The following is a 17,600-nucleotide window of genomic DNA, read 5'->3' as shown; positions in this document are numbered from 1 at the left end:
CCGTGGATTCCAGCCACGGGCAGGGTTGCAGGCATCGTGGCCTGAACTCGAAGCCCTGTCGAAGGCCGGCGGGGGCGCTAGCCGTTGGAGGCAGTAGCCGGCATCTTCCCGGATACGACCAGGTTGAGGAGCTCCGTGACCGTCTCCTCGACGTCGACCCGGGAAGTGTCTACCGCGTAATCGGCGTCTTGCGGCGTCTCGTAGGGTGAACTGACGCCGGTGAAATCTGGAATGAGGCCGGCCCGCGCCTTCGCGTACAGCCCCTTCCTGTCGCGGGCCTCACAGATCTTTAGGGGGGTCGAGACGTGCACCAAAAGGTAACCGCCCGCCTCCCGGGCCATGGCCGCAACCTCCCGGCGTGTAGCTTCGAAGGGCGCAATCGGGGCGCAGACCGCTATGCCCCCGGCCCGTGAAATCTGTGCCGCCACCCAACCGATCCGGCGGACGTTCAGCTCACGATCGGCAGGCGAGAAGCCCAGCCCCGCCGACAACATCCGGCGCATTTCGTCACCGTCCAGCAGGATGGCTTCGCGTTCATCCAAACTTTGCAGACGTTCGGCGAACCGGCGGGCCAAGGTCGACTTGCCGGAGCCGGAGAGCCCCGTGAACAACACCACCAGGCCCTCCCGCCGCGCTGCAGCCGCAGGGGCGGCGAGCCGCGCGGGTGAGGTGCCGGGCACAGCATCCGCAGCGAAATCAAGGACAGCCGCAGCGCCGAGCCGTCCCAGCGCATGGCTCCGCAGCAGGGAATGGTCCTCTGCATCCGGTATGACCAGCAAACGCACCACGGCCCCGAAAACTTCTTGGGCACACGCGTCCAGGCCGTCCAGCAGGTTCCTGAGTCTCCCTGTGGCGGAGGCGGAGCTGCTGACCACGGCTGTCAGTAACAGGCGGCAGTCGGCCTCATATGCGGCGGCCACCGCCTTGGCGATCTGTCCCGGCTCCGGCAATACGCCGAACGCTGCAACCAGGGAGGGGCCGTCCGCCCCCGACAGGGGAGCGGTCAAGCGGAGTCTCCGCGCCGGCGGGTGCTCTGCCGGCTGTAACGGCTTCAGTGTTCCGCTCACATAGAGGACACCGTTGCCGCCCGGGCACGCCGCCTCCGCATCCGGCTGTCCGTGGCTGACGCATTCAACAACAGTGAGCCGGGCAAGCGGCGTACCTTCCGGATCAGACAGGAGAAGGGCGCCTTGGGCGGCGGCTTCCCGGGCGATATCGGACGGCACTGGCAACGTGAATTCGTGTGGCCAGCCGTCCGGTCTGTTGCCCGGCCGGCAGTAGCCGTCCGCCGGCGCAAACAAGCCGCCCGTGAGCAGCTCGAGCTCGTCAAGCCTGGCGCCGGACAACGCGAAAACCGGCTCATGCAGGGAGTCGGACCAGTCACTCACTGCGCCACCTCCGACGCCGGCTGGCCGGCGGCCGCGCGGACGCGTTCGTGCTTCTCGGTCCAGGCCAGGGCAGGGAAACCCCGGCGCCGGCGGACATACATCCACACCAGCGGTGCCACCAGCAAGACCGCGACCAGGATGAATCCCGTGGCGGTGTTCTCAACGCCGAGCATCTTCAGCGAGGAAGCCAGCAGGACGAAGGCCAGGGCCCGCCTGACGAAACCCCCGCTGAGCCGGGACGACATCTGCGCCCCCACCCAAACACCCGGAATGCTGCCCAGAATGAGTGGCAGGGCAATCCCCAGGTCCAGCGATCCGAACAGCATATGGCCGACGGCAGCGGCCATGACCAGCGGTACGGCTTGCACCAAATCCGTGCCCACCAGCTGGGAAGCCTTGAGCCCCGGATAGATCATCATGAGACCGATGATGATGATCGAACCGGACCCGACGGACGTCAGGCCGACGATCATGCCGCCGACGACGCCGAGCAGCACCGTCGGCAGGATCCGGGCGGCTACTTCCGGTTTATCCAGCGGCAGCTTCGCGCCCTGCCCGTCGCGTGATTTGGCTCGTTCGACCAACCGGATGTAGGCACGGACGACCAAAAGCACGGCGGTGAGCATCAGGGCGCAGCCCAAGGCGAGTTTGATTCCGTCTTGGACCCGGGCGTCGTCGCCGAGCGCCTTGAGTATCAGGACACCGCAGAAAGCCGAAGGAACGGCTCCGATAGCCAGCCACTTAACCAGCTGCAGGTTGACGGTCTTTCGGCGCAGGTGCACCGCCGATCCGACCGGCTTCATGACTGCGCTGGCCAGGAGATCACTGGAGACGGCCGTCAGCGGCGGAACATTGAAGAAGAGCACCAGCATCGGTGTCATCAAAGCGCCGCCGCCCATGCCGGTCAGCCCGACGACTATGCCGATGCCGAACGCGGCGAAGCCGATAGTAACGTCCATGAAACGATATTCTTGCAGCCCTGCCGCCGGGGAAATAGAGTATTTTCCCGTGCCGCTACTGGAGTAGCTACCCCAATTCCCGCGGCAGGAAAATGGGCCTGAATATCACACGCGTCCCATTGTTATTCACCCCGCAAGCCCGCGCCGCTGCCGCTTAAATCGTGCGCCAGACGGCACGCAGAAGGAGAATTCAGGACGTCTTCGCCGACGAATTCGCGAAAAGCGGCCAAATCGTCCGGATGCGAGTCAATGGATGTGTCTCCCACCGCGAGATGGTCTTCCTGTGTGGGGCCGGAATAGTTCCAGTAAATCAACGCGCGCAGCTTCGGCAATTCAGCCAGGTCATCGGCTGCGCTCCGGAAGAAGTCGGCCTTGGCGCCGGCCGGTGGCAGGTCGGCGGCAACACCCCACTCGGCGAGCATCTGTGGCTTGTCCGGGTAATGCTCGGCCGCCCAGTCATAGAAACCGGGCCAGGCCCCGCCACTTGAGCGGTTGACGAGCCCCGCCAGGTCGGTGGTGCCGGATTCGGCATAGGCGTAAGGATCCTGCGCAATCCAGTCGACCACGTCGTCGCCGGGGTACAGGTCGCCGAACCAGTCTTTCAGGGCCCACTTTTCGGCACCGGTGTAGTTCATCACCGTCACCACGTTGTCCGCGCCGTTGGTACGCAGCGTCGACACGACATGGCGGAAGAACCGACGGAAATCATCGGCAGTCTGGCCGGAATCCGGGTCCCTGTCCACCTCGTCTTCCATCTCCGCATTCAGCGACAGGAAAAACGGCTGATCCTCATGTGCGGCCAAGCGGCGGGCCAACGGGACAAGGAAATCATCGGCGTCGCCGTCTGCAACCTGGCGCCACGTCAGCCCGTCTGGTTTCCAGTTGTAAAAAAGTATCCTGTTTCGACCAGGTTCGCTGCTGCGTGCGAGCTCGATCTCGTCGGGAAACAACTTCTCCTGGCCTCGTTTGTAATAGCGCACCAGGTCCACATTCCGTCCGGCCGCTGCTTCAAAATCCGTCAGGGCGGCGTCCCAGTCCTGACCCGGCAGGGGGTTGGGGGCCACGCCGAGCAGGATGTTGCAGGCCGGCTGCGCCCGCCGATCCATCTGCGGAAAGTGCAGCGAGCAGGAGGCGAGGGACACCACGGCAGCAACGGATGCGACCAACACACGTCGTCTCATCTGCAATCCTCCTCCGGCGTGGGCATTCACAACGGATGAGTGGCAGCCTCCGCCGGGCTGACCGGGCTGACCGGGCTGACCGGGCCGCCCCGGCCGCCCGCGGGAGTGCCAGCCGGCCCGGCAGGGGCCTCCGGAACTTCCCGCAGCCGCGTTCCGTTCAGCAGGGATGCCCGGCGCCGCCAGACCGCCGCCGCATAAAGCACCGCGGCTGCCGCCAGCACCGCCACCTGGGCCGCCGGCGGCCAGACCAGCAGATGTGCGGCCAGCCACGGGGCCGCACCGAAGACCAGCAGCAGGAAGGCGGCCATCACCAGGACCTCCCGCGAGGTCGGCACCAGGTGCAGCGTCCGGTGCACCTGGATCAGGCACAGCACATTCTTGAGCACGATCGCCGAGGCCCACGCCGCCGCCGCACCGAAGATTCCAAGCACCGGGACCAGCAACAGGCAGAGCACCACATCGGCAGCCAGCGCCAGCGCGATGTTGATCAGCGACAGGCTGCTCCGGCCGGCCATCAACAGCAACACGTCCAGCGGACCCATGGCCGCGCCGATGAGCATGGCGCAGGCCAGCACTTGCAGGCTTCCGGCCGCGACGGCGAAGGACGAACCGAACAACAGCTCCAGGAGCCATTCGGCATACGCGGTGATCAAGAGGTACACCGGCCAGGTCAACATCACCGCCCACAGGGTCATCTTCCGTGCCACCATCTTGGCCTGGTCCAGTTGTCCGCGCGCCAGGAGCCGCGCCAGCTGCGGTTCACTGACCTGTTGCATCGCGCTGGTGGCCATCTGGCCCATGACCAAAAATCGCGTCACCGCGGTGTACAGTGCGGCGGCGGATGGACCGGCGAGCACCGTCACCAGCGCGATGTCCGCACGCTGCAGCCCGACCTGCGCCAGCCGGGCCAGGCCGCGGGGGACGGTAAACTTCCAAAACGCGGCGCGTGCTGCGTTGGCCTCGACGGGGTGGTCGACGACGGCCGTTCCCGACGGGGCGCCGGTCAGCAAGCCCGGCGTCACCCGCAGGATCCGCAGCAGCCCGGCCGCCGCCAGAACCAGGCCCAGCAGGTAGGGTGCCGTCCACGCCAGGGCCAGCCCCACGGCGTCGGCACCTGAGACGCCTGCCAGCAGGACGCAGGCAAGCTGCAGGCAGGGGCGCAGCAGGCGCTCGACGACGATCGTCGGCCGCATGTGCGCCAGTCCCCGTGAGACGGCCAACAGGAGCTCGTACGTTGCGCCGATAGGCAGCGCGGCCGCGAACACCACAATCACGTTCTGTATCGCCGGCGCGCCACCGAGCAACTGTCCGAGTGGGCCGGCCAGCAACATGCCGGCGGCCATCACGACCAGGCTGGCGGCCAGCGCGGCCAGCAGGCCCTCCACAACCAGCCGCCGGTTGTGCCTGCTCTCGTCGCGGGCGTTGTTCCACGCGATGAACCGGATGAGCCCCTGGTCCACGCCGAGCTGGCACAATGCCAAGGCAATCAGGAACAGCGACGTCACGGCGAACAGGGAACCGGCGGTCTCCAGGTCCCAGAGCCGGGAGATCAGGACGATGAGCACAAAGTTCGTCCCGGCAGAGACCCCGCTGCCCAGGATGTTCACGCTGCCGGAGCGTGCTATCCGGCGGACTGCAGCCTGGCCGTCGTCGTCATCCTGCCGGACGGGCCCGTTTCCCTTGGCGAACACGGATGACGCCACCGGGTCAGCTGCGGGAGAGCGGCCGGGACCGCTCACCGGTCTCGGTTGTGCCTGGTTCGTCGGACATGCTCCCATCGGCGTCGGATCCGCCGACCGCTACCGGTTCGGGGCCGGCAGCTTCCTGGCGCTGAAGCGAGGGCTGGGGCGGCGTGGCTTTGCGTCGCCGGGAACTCCGGCGGAGGAGCACCGACCCAAGCATTGCGGCACCACCGTTGCCCAGCAGTTCGCGGGCGGCCGCAGCTTCCATGGCCGTGGACCGGCCCAGTGCCGCGATCAACACCGCCTCACGGCAAGCGCGCATCAGCGAGCCGCCGGTGGCCGAGTCGACCGCCGGTCCAACAACGAGCACCAAATCCGAGGCGTCCTGCAGCGTGGCCAGCACCGTGGCCAGGGCACGGTGCTGGACCAGAGCCGACAGGCGCTGCGGCTCCCGCCCCGTTTCCAGCACAGACACGTGCTCGGAGACCTGCACCAGCAGCGTCCGGGCCTCGGTGGGCGGAAGTTGGCCATTCAGGAGCTCGCTCAGGCCATTTCTTGCCGAGCCGCCACCGTGGGCGGAAGCGGCCCGCTTGCCATTGATCAGTGCCGTGCCGTCCGCCATCACGACCACGGTGCGGAGACCGGCCTCCTCGAACGCCTGCGCCAGCCCTTCGGAGACCTGCCGCGCCGCCGTTCCTTCCGTGAGACCGGCCAGCAGAACAGTGTTGTTCGGCAGGAACGTCACCCGCTGCAACGCGTTGCTCAGCCGGCGATAGTCGTCCAGGGCGGCCTCCGCATTACCCTCTGCCGCGAGGGGTTCCACCGTGCCGAGCACCGGGCCTATTCCTGCGGCAACCAGATCCGGTCCGTCAAGAATCCGCTGATGAAGGTGCTCGCGCCACATAGCGAGCCCGATGCCCGTTGCCACGGCCAGGAGGACTATCCCCCCGGCAATCAGCAGCGGGTCCACGCCGTCAGGCACGGTGGGAAGGCTGGCCGGGTCGATAATGTCTCCGGGGTCCAAGGATCCCGCCTGCGCGTCCGAAGCCTCGAGCCTTATCTCCGCCAGTTGGTTGGCGTACAGGGAGACCTGCTGCTCGAGATCCAAGACGGCTGCTTGGTCTGGTTTTTCTGCGGTCCGCGCGGTGTTCAGGGCGGCGGAGGCCTGGTTTAGCAGTTGCGTCGCAGACGCGATCTGCTCGTCGTGCATCGCCGACCGGGCCTCCAGCACGTCAGCGGCCCGCTCGCTGCGGTACTGCAGGTAGGCCTCGGCCAACGCCCCGGCCACGGTCCGGGCCTGAGCCGGTGAGTCGGCGGTGTAGGTGATGTGCACTACCTGTGAATTGGACGGCACCTCCGTGGCGATGAGCTGCCCGGCGTCGTCGCCGAGCGCGTCGCCGACCGATTCCCTGGCGAGTTCAACCACGGCCTGCGTGTGGACCAACCCGGCCTCGGTGGTCAACGCGGCCAGCTGCTCGTTTCGCGTGGGCGGCGTCGCCGGCGAGAACGGGTTGCCCGCCAGCGGTTCCAGGAAGACAACGCTGGTCGATGAATATTTGGGCACGCTGCCCGCGACATATGCCCCGGCGCCAAGCAGCCCCAGCAGCACCACAGCCAGCAGCAACAGCCAATGCCGGCGCATGGAACGGCCAAAGAATGCTGGGCGCGCCGATGAATCGTCCATGATCAAACCCCCAACTTTTGCCGACAGGCTTTCGCCTCCGGCATCCCCAAAGTTTCCCCACAAAGCGCCCGCCACCTGCCCCCAAGCGATGCGTGTGGCCCAGTCTTGCACACAACCACAGAGTGCGGAATAGCCCGCGGCGGCAAAAATTAACGCTTTCATCAAGAGCTCCTTGGTTTTCCCGAAATCCTTGACAGGAATCCGTGCCCCGGTGAGTATGGGCAAATCTGGGGGCGAACGGACGGTGCATTCCCGTGCCGCGGGGGAACGGCTTCCAGCCATGGGGGAGTCGTGATGGGGATCAACATGCCAAGCGGTCGACCGGCCGTTAGGCCGCGGACGGCTGACGCGGCAAAGCCGGGGGGCGCCGGAGCGCCCCGCACGGAGCCCGCCACGCGGGGGAAGCACGCCGGCGCGCTGCAACGGCGGCAACGTCCGGCGGTCCTGATGCTCGGCGGATTCGGCCGCAGCGGGTCCACCCTGCTGGAACGTTGCCTGGCGGAATGCCCGGATGCCGTCGGCGTGGGCGAAGTGCTCCACCTCTGGGAGCGGGGGCTGCGCGACGACGAACTCTGCGGCTGCGGCCTGCCGTTCAGCGAGTGCGGGTTCTGGCAGCAGGTAGGCGAGGCCGCCTACGGCGGCTGGACGCGGGTGGACTCCGGTCGGGCGATCCAGGACCGCTTCGCGGTCGTGCGGAACCGCTTCCTGCCGGAACTGGCCTCCGGGTTACCGTTGCCCGGACACAGGAAGCCCAGGGAACGCCTCCTGCATCGGCTCGACTCGCTGTACGGGGCGATTGCCCAGGTCAGCGGTGCCCGTCTCATCATCGACTCCAGCAAACATCCCGCCTATGCATACTTGCTTCGGGCCGCCAATATCCGGCTCCGGTGCGTGCTGGTGGTCCGTGACCCGCGCGGGGTGGCGTACTCATGGGCCAAGACCGTGAGGCGTCCCGAGAGCACCGGCGCGGATGCGCTCATGCCCCGGTACTCGACGGCGGCCGCGGTCACCCGCTGGACCCTTTACGGGGTCCTTTTCCACGCCCTCACGCTGCTGCGGGTTCCGGTCATGACGGTCCACTATGAGGATTTCATGGCCAAGCCTCGCGAAACAGTTCAGGATGTCCTCCGATTCGCCGGCGTAAATCCTGGCGCGGACATGGAGCGCATCACGCCGGGAGAGGTGCAGCTCGCTGCCCACCACACGGTGGCCGGCAACCCGATGCGCTTCCGCACCGGCGCGCTGCCGATCCGACTGGATGAGGCCTGGCGGCGGCAGATGCCGGTCCGGGACCGGCGGATAGCCGGTGTGCTCAGCGCCCCGCTGCGCGCCGCCTATGCCGCGGCGCGCACCAGCACGATCCTCAAATCCCGCGGCCGCGGGCGTTGAGTGCCCGAACCACCGCCGGCGCCTTGACCAGCTTCAGCACCAGCGCCAGCGCAAGGTAGGCCCGCGGTTCCAGCAGGCTGCCGGCCAATGAACCGGCCGCCGTGCGCAGGGCATCCCTGCTGTTCCCCTGCGCGGCCAGCGCGAAGGCCCTCTGCCCCTGCATCCATGCCCGGCCGCGGCGGTCTGCCACGATCGCCGGGTGTTTGGCCATCAGATACTCCAAGCCGTCCGCCATCGCGTCCCAGCGGCGGGAAAAATATGAACCGTCGGGATGCCACAGGACGTCGGCTCCCACCTGCCCGAGCACCGCCACCTTGCCGTGCTGGGCGGCGCGCAGCAGCAGGTCGTAGTCCTCGCCGTAGCCATACGGCAGGTCCTCGTCCACCAACCCGACTCTCTCGAGGAGGTGCTCGCGCAGCAGGAGATAGGTCGACGGATGTGCCCCGGTCAACCTGCTGCCGGTGAGCTGACCGGCCGTGATCTCCCGGACGTTTGGCATGCGGACCAACCGTTTGTCCCCGTAATGGACTTCGATGCCGGTTACACAGGCCGTGGCGGCCCGCTCGACCATGGTCTGTACCTGCTGCCCCAGTTTGTCCCGGCGCCAGGCGTCGTCGTCGTCGCAAAACGCCACCAACGGTGCGTCGGCGGCGAGCAGGCCGGTGTTGCGTGAGCCGGCCAAGCCTGGAGTGCGCCGGTTGGACATGACCCGGACGTGGCGGCGGGGTTCGGTGCTGGCCAGGGCCGGGTCCTCAGCGCAACGGTCATGGACCACGGTCACGCGGATGTCACCGGGATAATCCTGGGCGATGACGCTGCCGATCGCCTGGCGGAGCAGTTCCGGTCGGTTGTGCGTGGCGATGATGACGTCGACGGCTGCATCGACCTGCAGCCCGGTAGGTGTGTTCATGATGTCCTTCCCTCATGCGGCCGGGACCGCTGTTCGTGCCGGCGTTGGCTGCGAGCGGCCACGGCCGCGGCCAGGGCCAAACCGGCGGCCAGGCTGGACCCGATCGCGGTGGGGAGCCCCAGGCGCTTGCTGCGGTCGGGCAACAGGGCCGGCCGGGAGATATAGCCGGGTTCCGGGTCGTGGACGCTCAGGGCAGTCAGTTCTGCCTCAAGTTGCGCGTGTTGGCGGCTGAGCGTGTTGCCCCGGACAGCGACGTTCGAAGCGGCCGTGATCGACCGGTCCCGCATGCTGCGTTCGATGACCCGCTTCTGGGCGGCGATTGTTTCCGCCCGGTCCCGAGTGGTCGCCGCGAGCGATTCGCTGCGCACCTCAAGAAAGTTTTCGGACAGCGCGGCAACCGCACGGTACGCAGTCCGCGCCTCGGGCGCCGAGACATAGAGCTGGAGGATCCGCGAGTTGACCACGGGCGACACCGTTACGTCATCCAGCAGCGCGGCAGCACCTCCCGGGTAGTCCATGCTGCGGGCCGTCCGCCCCAAGACCCGATCGGAGAGCAGTAACTGTACGGCCGAGTCGATGGAAACATCCACCACGAGGGCATCGCTGAGAGCCAGGTCCGAGACCGCCACGACCACGACGTCTGTGCGGGCGGTGTATTCCGGTTCCTTGGCCAGATGGAGTCCCAACCCGGCCGCCAACGTGGCGGCAAGCACGGCGCTGCCGGCCCGCCAGTTGGCGCGTATCAGGCCGCGGTATCTTGATCCATGTCCACCGTCCGGCTGCCGGACCGGTGCCTGCCGATGCGGGGGTCTGCCCTGAAGCTTCATCTCGGCCACCGCTATCTGCGCCAGCTGGGAGTGAAGCCCAGCAGCCGGGCGAGCCGTTCGTCGTCGGCGGCGAAATCGTCGCGGAGCCGGCGGCGCAACCGCTCCGGCATCGGCTGGCTGGGACGGGAATTGGAACGCACAGTCGTGGGCGGGCGCCCCTCGGGCAGCCCCAGATGCTCCAGCAACCGGCCCCACTGCGGCAGCCCCGGCTGGAAAAAGTCGTCGGCGTCCAGCACCAGTACGTGCTCCCGCCCGACGGCGTCGAACATGCGTTCCAGCTGTGCCGCATACCGGCCGCGGGCGCGGTAGGCGTGGTGCTGGTGCGCGAACGACTGATAGCCCGGGTCGGCGACGATCCGTTCTTCTTCACCGGCCAGGCGCCCCGGTTCGGCTGCCAGCGCTTCGGCGAAACCGAGGGCCTCGAATCCCCGGCCGAACTCTTGCTTGTAGGCGGAGAACGCCCGCTCGGCCGGGTCGCGGAGCAGCACGATAATTTTCACCGGTCCCAGCACCTGCGCGATCCGCCCGGGCGCCAGGGGGTGGAACAGGTAGTACGGGCTGGCTTCGCCGGTGATCTCCCGCCCGCGCCCGCGGCGCAGGGGAAAATGCCCGGCATAGAACCGCGTCCCGCGCCGGAACCGGTCCGCCGTGTCGAAGAAGTGAATGCCCTTGTTCAACAGCGGCGGGCGCACCCGGGGGTGCTGGGCCACCATGCGGAACAGGCTGGTGGTGGCGCAACGTTGGGCGCCGGCGATCAAGAATGACGGACGCATTCGGAAATCGGCGCTGAGCTGGCCCACCGACGTGGCCGCCGTGCGGGCCGCAGCGCGGGCGGGGCTGCTGAGCCGTTCGGTCAAAGTCATCGATCTCTCATTTCTTGCCGAAGGTGATGAGGGCGGGATGCTCCAGCCGGTCTGCCAGTACCCGTTGATGCCAGCGCGCCAAGGGGCGGACTGCGGACCCGTCCCCGGTCAGGCTGTCGAGGGTGAACCGGGCGGTAATCGTCAGCAGGTAGCCCAGTACCAGCGCGTCCAGTACCGCCGGGTCGCGGGCGGCGTCCCGTCCCGCACTGCGGCAGACTGCCTGGGCCAGCACCGGGCGGCAGCCGGAGCCCAAAGACCGGTGTGCGGCGGCCAGGTCGTCCACCGCCCGCAAGGCCGGGTGGGCCAGGTAATGGACCACGTCGCTGCCCAACGGGACGTCCCGGGCGTACCGTTCCCAGTCCCAGACCAGGGGCGGCCCGGCGGTGGCAGCCAGGTTCCAGGCGCCGAAGTCGCCGTGCCACGCGCCAAAGGGAACGTCCAAGCCGGCGAAGCGCTCGCCGTAGGCCTCGGCCAGCTCCGGCAGCACGCTCTCGCCCGTGCCGTGCAGCGTCGTTAGTTGCCGCCGCAGCCGGATGAACCAGGACCCCGACTCCACGGCGCCGGAGCGGATGGTGCCGGTCGCGGCGATCGCCGCCGCCGCCTCCAGCGGGACCCCGTTCTGCACGCGGCGCCTGTCGGGACGCAGCGCGGTCATCAGCAGGACGGCGTTGCCGCGCCAATTGCCGTGGTGAATCACCTCCGGTACAGCAAAAGCAGTCGGCCGATGACGGGCCAGGGCCCGCAGCGCGCTGTGCTCATGGTCCACCAGTGCGTTCGTTAAGTCGTTAAGCCCCACCTTGGCGAACCCGATTTCCCGCCCCTCTGCCGTGTGGACGTTCAGGACCGGCTTCCGGTTCGCCCTCGCCGAGCCTACGGAGAGGGACAGCATCACCGGGGCGCCCACGACGTCGGCCAAGTAGTCGCTGATGGAGCCGGACCCGGGAGTGACGTTCAGCCCGTGCGGCATCAGCGCCCCGCCCACCGGCGACGCCAGCAGCTTGGCGAGCAGCCACCGTTGGGCCGAACGGCCGAACGAGTCGTTGGCGCTGGGCCGGTCGACGGCATCTGCCGCCGCCGCCCCGCAGCGGGCCGGGACCAGCAGGCGCGGCCGTCTCGGGCCGGGCACCAGGCGGAAGGCATGCCGTCCGGGTCCGGCGGGGCCGGCGCTGACGCGTGAATCCGGGAACAGTTGCTCCACGGTGGCCATCAGGTCCTCCATCGGCGGGCTGTTGCTGATCGTCTTCATGAGACCGGCTCCTTCAATCGCTGCTTCCGGTGGCTCGCCCCAAGGTGGGGCGGATGCTGCTGCTCCAGTTCCCGCCGCCACAGCAAGCCGACGCCTATCATCAGCGTCATCAGCGGGGCGGCGATGGTGTCGTAGAACGGCAGCACGCAGAGGAAAAAGAGGAAGACGTAGAGCATGGCGGCCGACTCCCGGTCCCGCGTCCGCAGCGCCGGCAGATACCTCCGGACAACGAACCAAAGGAAGAAGAGCGTACCGAGTACGCCGGTGCAGAAGATGAGGTACCAGAGTGCGCCCTGGGTGCCCAGCTGCGGCGGTGAGCATTGGCTGCAATCGGCGGTAGCGCCGGCCGCAATGGAGTAGAAGTTGTTTTGTTGGGTCCGCGGGGCGCCGAAACCGATGACGGGGGAATCCTCCAGCATCGTGGAAATACTTCGCTTGGCCAGATTGAACCTGCCCTGGTTGCTGTGCGGATTTTCCAGCCGCGCCTGCACCAGATAGCCCAAAGGAGTCAGCAGTACCGTCATCAAAGCGGTGACGAAAGCGGCGGCCATGGCTATGAGAACCAGCACTTTGCCGCGCAGGGCCATCCTAATCCCGGCCGCCAGGGCCAGGACGGCAAGACCGAGCCACAGTGCGCGGTTGAGCGAGAAGATAACCGGCGGCACCGAAGCCACCAATACCGCGGCCCAGAGCGCGCGTTGCCACCAGTTCCGCACATAGGCGTAGGAGAGCATAAAGAACGGCAGGAACATGCCGAAGTTTGCGCCCCAGGAATTCGCATACTCGAACGGCGCCTTCGGCCGCGGGTTATCGAATCCCAGAATGCCCTGCACTTGGGCCAGGCCGGGGTGGATCAAGCCGTTCAGGAACGAGTTAGAGGCAAGCTGGGCCGGCAGGACCGCCTCCAGCAGGGACGGGAAGTCCAGCCGCGACAGGAACTGTCCGGCGTATCCGCCGGCAACCGTGATGACGAACATCCACGCCATCAGCAGCACGATCCGCCTGCGCGGAAGTTCCCGCTCGGAGGTGTTGCCGATGTACAGCATGACGATGGTCACCGCCACGAACCACGCCATCCGGTAGGCCCACGGCAGGAGGCGCTCGGGTCCTTCTTCGGGCAGCAGCCCCGGGACGGGAATCCAGAGCACGACGACGCCGATGGCAGCTACCGCCAGGAACAACCACCAGATCCCGAAACCGTGCGGGAGCAGCACTGCACGCCTGCGCAGCAGGTGGTAGCCCAGAGGTGCCGCCATCAGCAGGAACCCCAGCACCCCGAACCCCAGGAGCCACCACACCGGAAACCCGGCAAAGAACACCACGAAGGGCCACGCATGCAGCGCCACCCGGTTTTTCGCCCCCAACATCACGATGCCCCCTGTGCCGTTACTTACCAGGACCATTCCCAGCCGTAAGCGCCCTCGAAGCCGCCCATCCGGAACGACGCCGAGCCATTGCCCTTTGGGACATCCAGGATGATCAGCCCCTCGGCGTCGCCGCCCGGATTCACCGGATTGGGAAGCAGTTCGGCCTCGGGCACACAGCCCGCGCTGTTGCCGACCGGATCCACTACCTGTTCGCCCTCGCCGTCCCAGGCGCGAAAGTCGTGCACGGACATGGCGAAATAGGGCCAGCCGGATTCCGGCAGCTCGGGGTGGGCCTTCACCGAGAAATTAATGGCGACGAATTGCCCGTTGATGCTCGGCAGCGCGGAGTCCGCCGTGCAGATGAAATCGGCCTGGATCTCGCTGGCCTCCATTTCGGCAAACTTCTTTCCGGTCGGTTCACCGAGCACTCCCGCCTCGCCGACCTCGGCGGACAGGTTGCCGTGTTGGTTGAGGTCGAGTTCAGCCAGTGGATCCTTCTGGCCGGCAGCGTCAGGCTTGTCCTTCTTGACGGCCGCGTCAGGAGCTTTCTTCTTGGCGCCATCCGGCGTGGCCGAGGGTGACGGAGTCGCCGTGGCCGACTTTTCGTTGCCGACGCCGGACCGGGTTCCTTTGGCCGGAGCCCCGCTTGCCCTCCCGTCCGCCGAGGGCGGGTTGCCGGCCGCGGGATCCGCGCCATTGCTGCAGGCAGACATGGCCAGGATGAGGCCGAGCGCGGCACAGCCATGGGCAATCGTTCGTTTCATTCTTCCCCCCAAGAACCTCAACAACGAGGCTGCCGCCCCCGAGCCAACGCGCCGGGAACGAAAGTTGACCCGATCGTATGGCCAATGGCCGTGCAGAAAAAGGTTTCAAATACCCGGTCTGTCCCAACACCGTTACCGGGGAGGGAAAAACCGGGTATTCGCCCCGTAGCGGTCCGGAGGAATGCGAGTAGGGCGAAAGAAGAACTGGTAGCCGCAAACCGCTGCCGAGTGTTTCCGCCCTCGGTGATCACCGGCAGTATTGGTGCAGCCTAGGGTCTTTTCTTTGATCTCGGGATGTGTTTATCCGGGATGCCGAATGAGGGGACCGCAGCTATTCCGCCGCGCAAGCGGAACCGGGGGAGAACAGGAATAACAATGCGAAGACTCTTATCCATCTTTTTGGGGCTATTGCTGGTCGCCGGCATGGGTTTGGCAACGCCCGGCGCGGCAGTGGCCGCCGACGTCAGCCACAACCAGGTCGTGCGGGCAAATCCCGTCAACTACACGCCGCACGTGCTCGACGGCATCGTGTTCTCCATCGCGGAAGCGGGGGACATGATCATTCTTGGCGGATCGTTCACGCGGGTGCAGGCGAGCACGGGGGGTCCCGAACTGGTCCGCAACCGCATCGTTGCGTTCAACAAGAACACCGGCGTGATCAGCAATTCGTTCGCACCGAACTTCAACAGCACGGTCCGCAGTGTGGTGGCGTCCGCGGACGGACAGTCCGTGTACGTCGGCGGGCAGTTCGGAACCCTAAACGGGGCCAGCGTGCAGAAGGTCACCAGGCTCTCGGTGAGCAACGGCGCCCGGATCACCGGCTTCAATCCGGGGCAGATCAACTCGGTCGTGCACGACATGAAGTTGGTGGGCAGCCGGCTGTTCATCGGGGGTGAATTCGACACCATCGGCGGCCAGCAACGCAGCAAGCTCGCCGAGCTGGATGCGTCGTCCGGCGCGCTGCGAACCACCGTGAACTTCCAGTTCGTCGGCGGCGCGACCGGCACCGGCGACGCCGGGATCAACGTCTTCGTCCACAAGTTCGATACCACCCCGGACGGGAACACCATGTTCATCACCGGGCACTTCGCCACGGTCAACGGTGCGGATCGGAATCAGATCGCGAAAATCAATCTCGCGGGCACCACGGCTTCCGTGGACCAAAACTGGCACACCGACCGCTACGATGCCCGCTGCAACTTCCAGCGGGCGTACTACGTGAACGACCTGGACTTTGCCCCGGACGGGTCAAACCTGGCCGTCTCGACGTTTGGCGGCTATGGCTCCGGTCCGCCCAGCCTCTGCGACAGCATCGCGCGCTGGGAGACCGCCGCCTCCGGCCAGCAGCTCGACCCGACCTGGGTCAACTGGGTCGGCGGCGACAGCATCTATGCCCTGGAGCACGTCGGCGCGCACATCTACTTTGGCGGACACAACCGCTGGACGAACAACCCGTTCGTGGGTGACGCGGTGGGACCCGGCGCTGAAGTCCGCGAAGGCATTGGCGTGATCAGTTCTGCCAACGGCATGGCCCTGGCGTGGAACCCCGGACGTGACCGCGGCCGTGGAGTCTTCGACCTGCTGGCCACGTCGACCGGGCTGTGGGTCGGGTCCGACACCGATCGCATCGCCAACTCCCAGTACCGGGCCAGAATCGCGCATTTCCCGTTGGCAGGGGGTTATGTGGCGGCGACGGCAAGCGCACCGCGGCTTCCCGTGGATGTCCTGAAGTCGGGAACGGGCGCCGTCCAGCAGGTCTACTTCGACGGCCGCAGCGCCACTCCGGTTGCCGGGGCGCCCTCAGGCAACGTGGACTGGGCCAATGTCCGCGGCGGCTTCGTGGCCGGCGGTTCCCTGTACCTGGCCATGGCCAACGGGACCATGGAAAAGCGGTCCTTCAACGGAACCCAGATCGGAGCAGCCGAGCAGGTCAACCTGCGGAACCTGAACAGGACCGACCTGGCGACGTTCGGCCGGCAGACCTCCAGCTACAAACTGGCCAACCTGGGCCAAGAGCTGCAGGGCATGACCGGCCTGTTCTACTCCAACGGACGGATGTACTACACGGTCCAGGGCCAGCCCAACCTGTACATGCGGTATTTCGAACTGGACACCGGCACCATCGGCGCCCAGCAGCACGTCATCACCGGTGCAGCCGCGGGAGTGGACTGGCGCAACGTGAGCGGCATGTTCCTGGCCGGAAACACCCTGTACTGGGCCTCCGCCAACGGCAACCTGAATGCCGTGAACTGGACCGAACCCGCCGGCCGTGATGGCCGGGTGTCCGGCGCCACCGCGGCGGTCAGCGGCCCGGGCCTGGACGGCGCCAACTGGGCCGCCCGGTCACTCATCGCCCGAACCAGCACGTCCGCTCCGCCGCAGAACCAGGCGCCGGTGGCGTCGTTCACTGCGGACTGCAACGGGTTGAGCTGTGTGTTCGACGGGTCGGGGTCATCCGATCCTGACGGTACGATCGCATCTCATGCCTGGCGGGTAGCGGGCGGACCTTCGGCTACGGGCGAGGTGTTCTCGCACACCTTCACCGCTGCGGGCAGTTACGGGGTGACGCTGACGGTGACGGATGCCGCCGGTGCAACCGCCTCGGTGACCCGGACGGTGACCGTATCGGGTTCCTCGCAGCCGCCTCCGTCTGCCAGGGTTGCGTTCGTCGGTTCGGTGGCCAGCTCCAATACCGGGTCGGCGATGAACCACAGCGTCCAGTTGCCGGCGCAGGTAGCGGCCGGCGACGTGCTGGTCGCGGCCTTCTCGGCGAACTCGGCCACGGTCGGGCTGACGCCGCCGGCGGGGTGGACCCTGGCTGCGGAGGTAGGGACGACGTCCATGCGCTCGGTGCTGTACTCGAAGGTTGCCACGGCGCAGGATGCCGGGGCGACGGTGACGGTGCGCACCGCCGACTGGGCTCGTGGTTCGCTGGCGGTCTCGGCCTACCGCGGGGCGCAGGTCAGTGCCGCGTCCTTCGGGTTCGAGCGGGAAACCGTGAGCCGGGCAACCCACACCACTCCGGTGATGACTGCCGCGGCCGGTGACTGGGTGCTGTCGTACTGGGCGGATAAGACCGCTTCGACGACGTCCTGGACGGCACCTGCCGGCGTAACGGTCCGCCAGACCGGCGCCGGAACGGGCGCCGGACACCTGAGCTGGCTGGTCGCCGACAGCAACGGCCCGGTGTCCGGTACCAGGGCCGGTGGCCTGACCGCTACCGCTGACAGCGCCACCGCCAACGCTGTGATGGGCACCATCGTCATCCGTCCGGCGACGCCGTAGCAGCAACAACTGGCAGCAAACAGACCCCGCCGGCTTAAAAGCCGGCGGGGTCTGC

At 67.2% G+C, this 17,600-nt stretch carries 13 protein-coding genes; 2 read left to right on the top strand and 11 right to left on the bottom strand.

The annotated features are described in order from the left end of the window. Positions 1-77: 77 nt before the first annotated feature. The 5 genes from cysC to AC5RVZ_RS24020 form a co-directional block, all read right to left on the bottom strand. The gene (gene cysC, locus AC5RVZ_RS24040) at positions 78-1,388 is read right to left on the bottom strand and encodes an adenylyl-sulfate kinase (RefSeq protein WP_494068151.1); all 1,311 of its coding nucleotides are present in this window, start codon (positions 1,386-1,388) and stop codon (positions 78-80) included. Then, complete coding sequence (locus AC5RVZ_RS24035; RefSeq protein WP_494068150.1) at positions 1,385-2,347, bottom strand: sulfite exporter TauE/SafE family protein; 963 nt, start codon at positions 2,345-2,347, stop codon at positions 1,385-1,387. Before AC5RVZ_RS24035 ends, cysC begins: the two co-directional genes overlap by 4 nt. 122 nt (positions 2,348-2,469) lie before the next feature. Then, entirely contained in the window at positions 2,470-3,528 is a 1,059-nt protein-coding gene (locus tag AC5RVZ_RS24030) for a glycoside hydrolase family 26 protein (RefSeq protein ID WP_494068149.1), read from the bottom strand. 26 nt (positions 3,529-3,554) lie between these two features. After that, entirely contained in the window at positions 3,555-5,219 is a 1,665-nt protein-coding gene (locus AC5RVZ_RS24025) for a lipopolysaccharide biosynthesis protein (protein ID WP_494068148.1), read from the bottom strand. 16 nt (positions 5,220-5,235) lie between these two features. After that, a complete protein-coding gene (locus AC5RVZ_RS24020) occupies positions 5,236-7,119 on the bottom strand; it encodes a GumC domain-containing protein (protein WP_494068147.1) in 1,884 nt (627 codons plus the stop codon). A 222-nt stretch (positions 7,120-7,341) separates the two neighbouring features. Between AC5RVZ_RS24020 and AC5RVZ_RS24015 the strand changes: the two genes are divergently transcribed. Then, positions 7,342-8,283: a sulfotransferase gene (locus AC5RVZ_RS24015; RefSeq protein ID WP_494068146.1), complete on the top strand. Its 942-nt coding sequence runs from the start codon at positions 7,342-7,344 to the stop codon at positions 8,281-8,283. Here AC5RVZ_RS24015 and AC5RVZ_RS24010 read toward each other — a convergent pair. The 6 genes from AC5RVZ_RS24010 to AC5RVZ_RS23985 are packed head-to-tail and all read right to left on the bottom strand — an operon-like array spanning position 8,258 to position 14,260. Then, complete coding sequence (locus AC5RVZ_RS24010) at positions 8,258-9,193, bottom strand: glycosyltransferase family 2 protein (protein ID WP_494068145.1); 936 nt, start codon at positions 9,191-9,193, stop codon at positions 8,258-8,260. The genes AC5RVZ_RS24015 and AC5RVZ_RS24010 overlap by 26 nt on opposite strands. Further along, complete coding sequence (locus tag AC5RVZ_RS24005; RefSeq protein WP_494068144.1) at positions 9,190-10,029, bottom strand: hypothetical protein; 840 nt, start codon at positions 10,027-10,029, stop codon at positions 9,190-9,192. The genes AC5RVZ_RS24010 and AC5RVZ_RS24005 overlap by 4 nt, the downstream gene beginning before the upstream one ends. Positions 10,030-10,031: 2 nt before the next feature. After that, positions 10,032-10,883: a sulfotransferase family protein gene (locus AC5RVZ_RS24000; RefSeq protein ID WP_494068143.1), complete on the bottom strand. Its 852-nt coding sequence runs from the start codon at positions 10,881-10,883 to the stop codon at positions 10,032-10,034. Positions 10,884-10,890: 7 nt separating this feature from the next. After that, the gene (locus tag AC5RVZ_RS23995) at positions 10,891-12,129 is read right to left on the bottom strand and encodes a hypothetical protein (protein ID WP_494068142.1); all 1,239 of its coding nucleotides are present in this window, start codon (positions 12,127-12,129) and stop codon (positions 10,891-10,893) included. Next, positions 12,126-13,532 (bottom strand): O-antigen ligase family protein, encoded by a 1,407-nt coding sequence (locus AC5RVZ_RS23990; RefSeq protein WP_494068141.1) that lies wholly within the window; start codon positions 13,530-13,532, stop codon positions 12,126-12,128. Before AC5RVZ_RS23990 ends, AC5RVZ_RS23995 begins: the two co-directional genes overlap by 4 nt. Next, complete coding sequence (locus AC5RVZ_RS23985) at positions 13,520-14,260, bottom strand: hypothetical protein (RefSeq protein WP_494068140.1); 741 nt, start codon at positions 14,258-14,260, stop codon at positions 13,520-13,522. The genes AC5RVZ_RS23990 and AC5RVZ_RS23985 overlap by 13 nt, the downstream gene beginning before the upstream one ends. A 375-nt stretch (positions 14,261-14,635) precedes the next feature. Here AC5RVZ_RS23985 and AC5RVZ_RS23980 point away from each other — a divergent pair, with 375 nt between their 5' ends. Next, the gene (locus tag AC5RVZ_RS23980) at positions 14,636-17,545 is read left to right on the top strand and encodes a PKD domain-containing protein (protein WP_494068139.1); all 2,910 of its coding nucleotides are present in this window, start codon (positions 14,636-14,638) and stop codon (positions 17,543-17,545) included. Positions 17,546-17,600: the final 55 nt, after the last annotated feature.

It is taken from the genome of Arthrobacter sp. Cza30, assembly GCF_059090765.1.
This window is presented reverse-complemented; position numbering and strand designations above follow the sequence as displayed.

What these genes read in the sequence shown, in the direction of transcription:
- AC5RVZ_RS24035 (WP_494068150.1), bottom strand. Translation starts at nt 2,347, where the DNA reads ATGGACGTTACTATCGGCTTCGCCGCGTTCGGCATCGGCATAGTCGTC.
- AC5RVZ_RS24010 (WP_494068145.1), bottom strand. Translation starts at nt 9,193, where the DNA reads ATGAACACACCTACCGGGCTGCAGGTCGATGCAGCCGTCGACGTCATC.
- AC5RVZ_RS23990 (WP_494068141.1), bottom strand. Translation starts at nt 13,532, where the DNA reads ATGGTCCTGGTAAGTAACGGCACAGGGGGCATCGTGATGTTGGGGGCG.
- AC5RVZ_RS23985 (WP_494068140.1), bottom strand. Translation starts at nt 14,260, where the DNA reads ATGAAACGAACGATTGCCCATGGCTGTGCCGCGCTCGGCCTCATCCTG.
- AC5RVZ_RS23995 (WP_494068142.1), bottom strand. Translation starts at nt 12,129, where the DNA reads ATGAAGACGATCAGCAACAGCCCGCCGATGGAGGACCTGATGGCCACC.
- AC5RVZ_RS24015 (WP_494068146.1), top strand. Translation starts at nt 7,342, where the DNA reads ATGCTCGGCGGATTCGGCCGCAGCGGGTCCACCCTGCTGGAACGTTGC.
- AC5RVZ_RS24000 (WP_494068143.1), bottom strand. Translation starts at nt 10,883, where the DNA reads ATGACTTTGACCGAACGGCTCAGCAGCCCCGCCCGCGCTGCGGCCCGC.
- AC5RVZ_RS23980 (WP_494068139.1), top strand. Translation starts at nt 14,636, where the DNA reads ATGCGAAGACTCTTATCCATCTTTTTGGGGCTATTGCTGGTCGCCGGC.
- AC5RVZ_RS24030 (WP_494068149.1), bottom strand. Translation starts at nt 3,528, where the DNA reads ATGAGACGACGTGTGTTGGTCGCATCCGTTGCTGCCGTGGTGTCCCTC.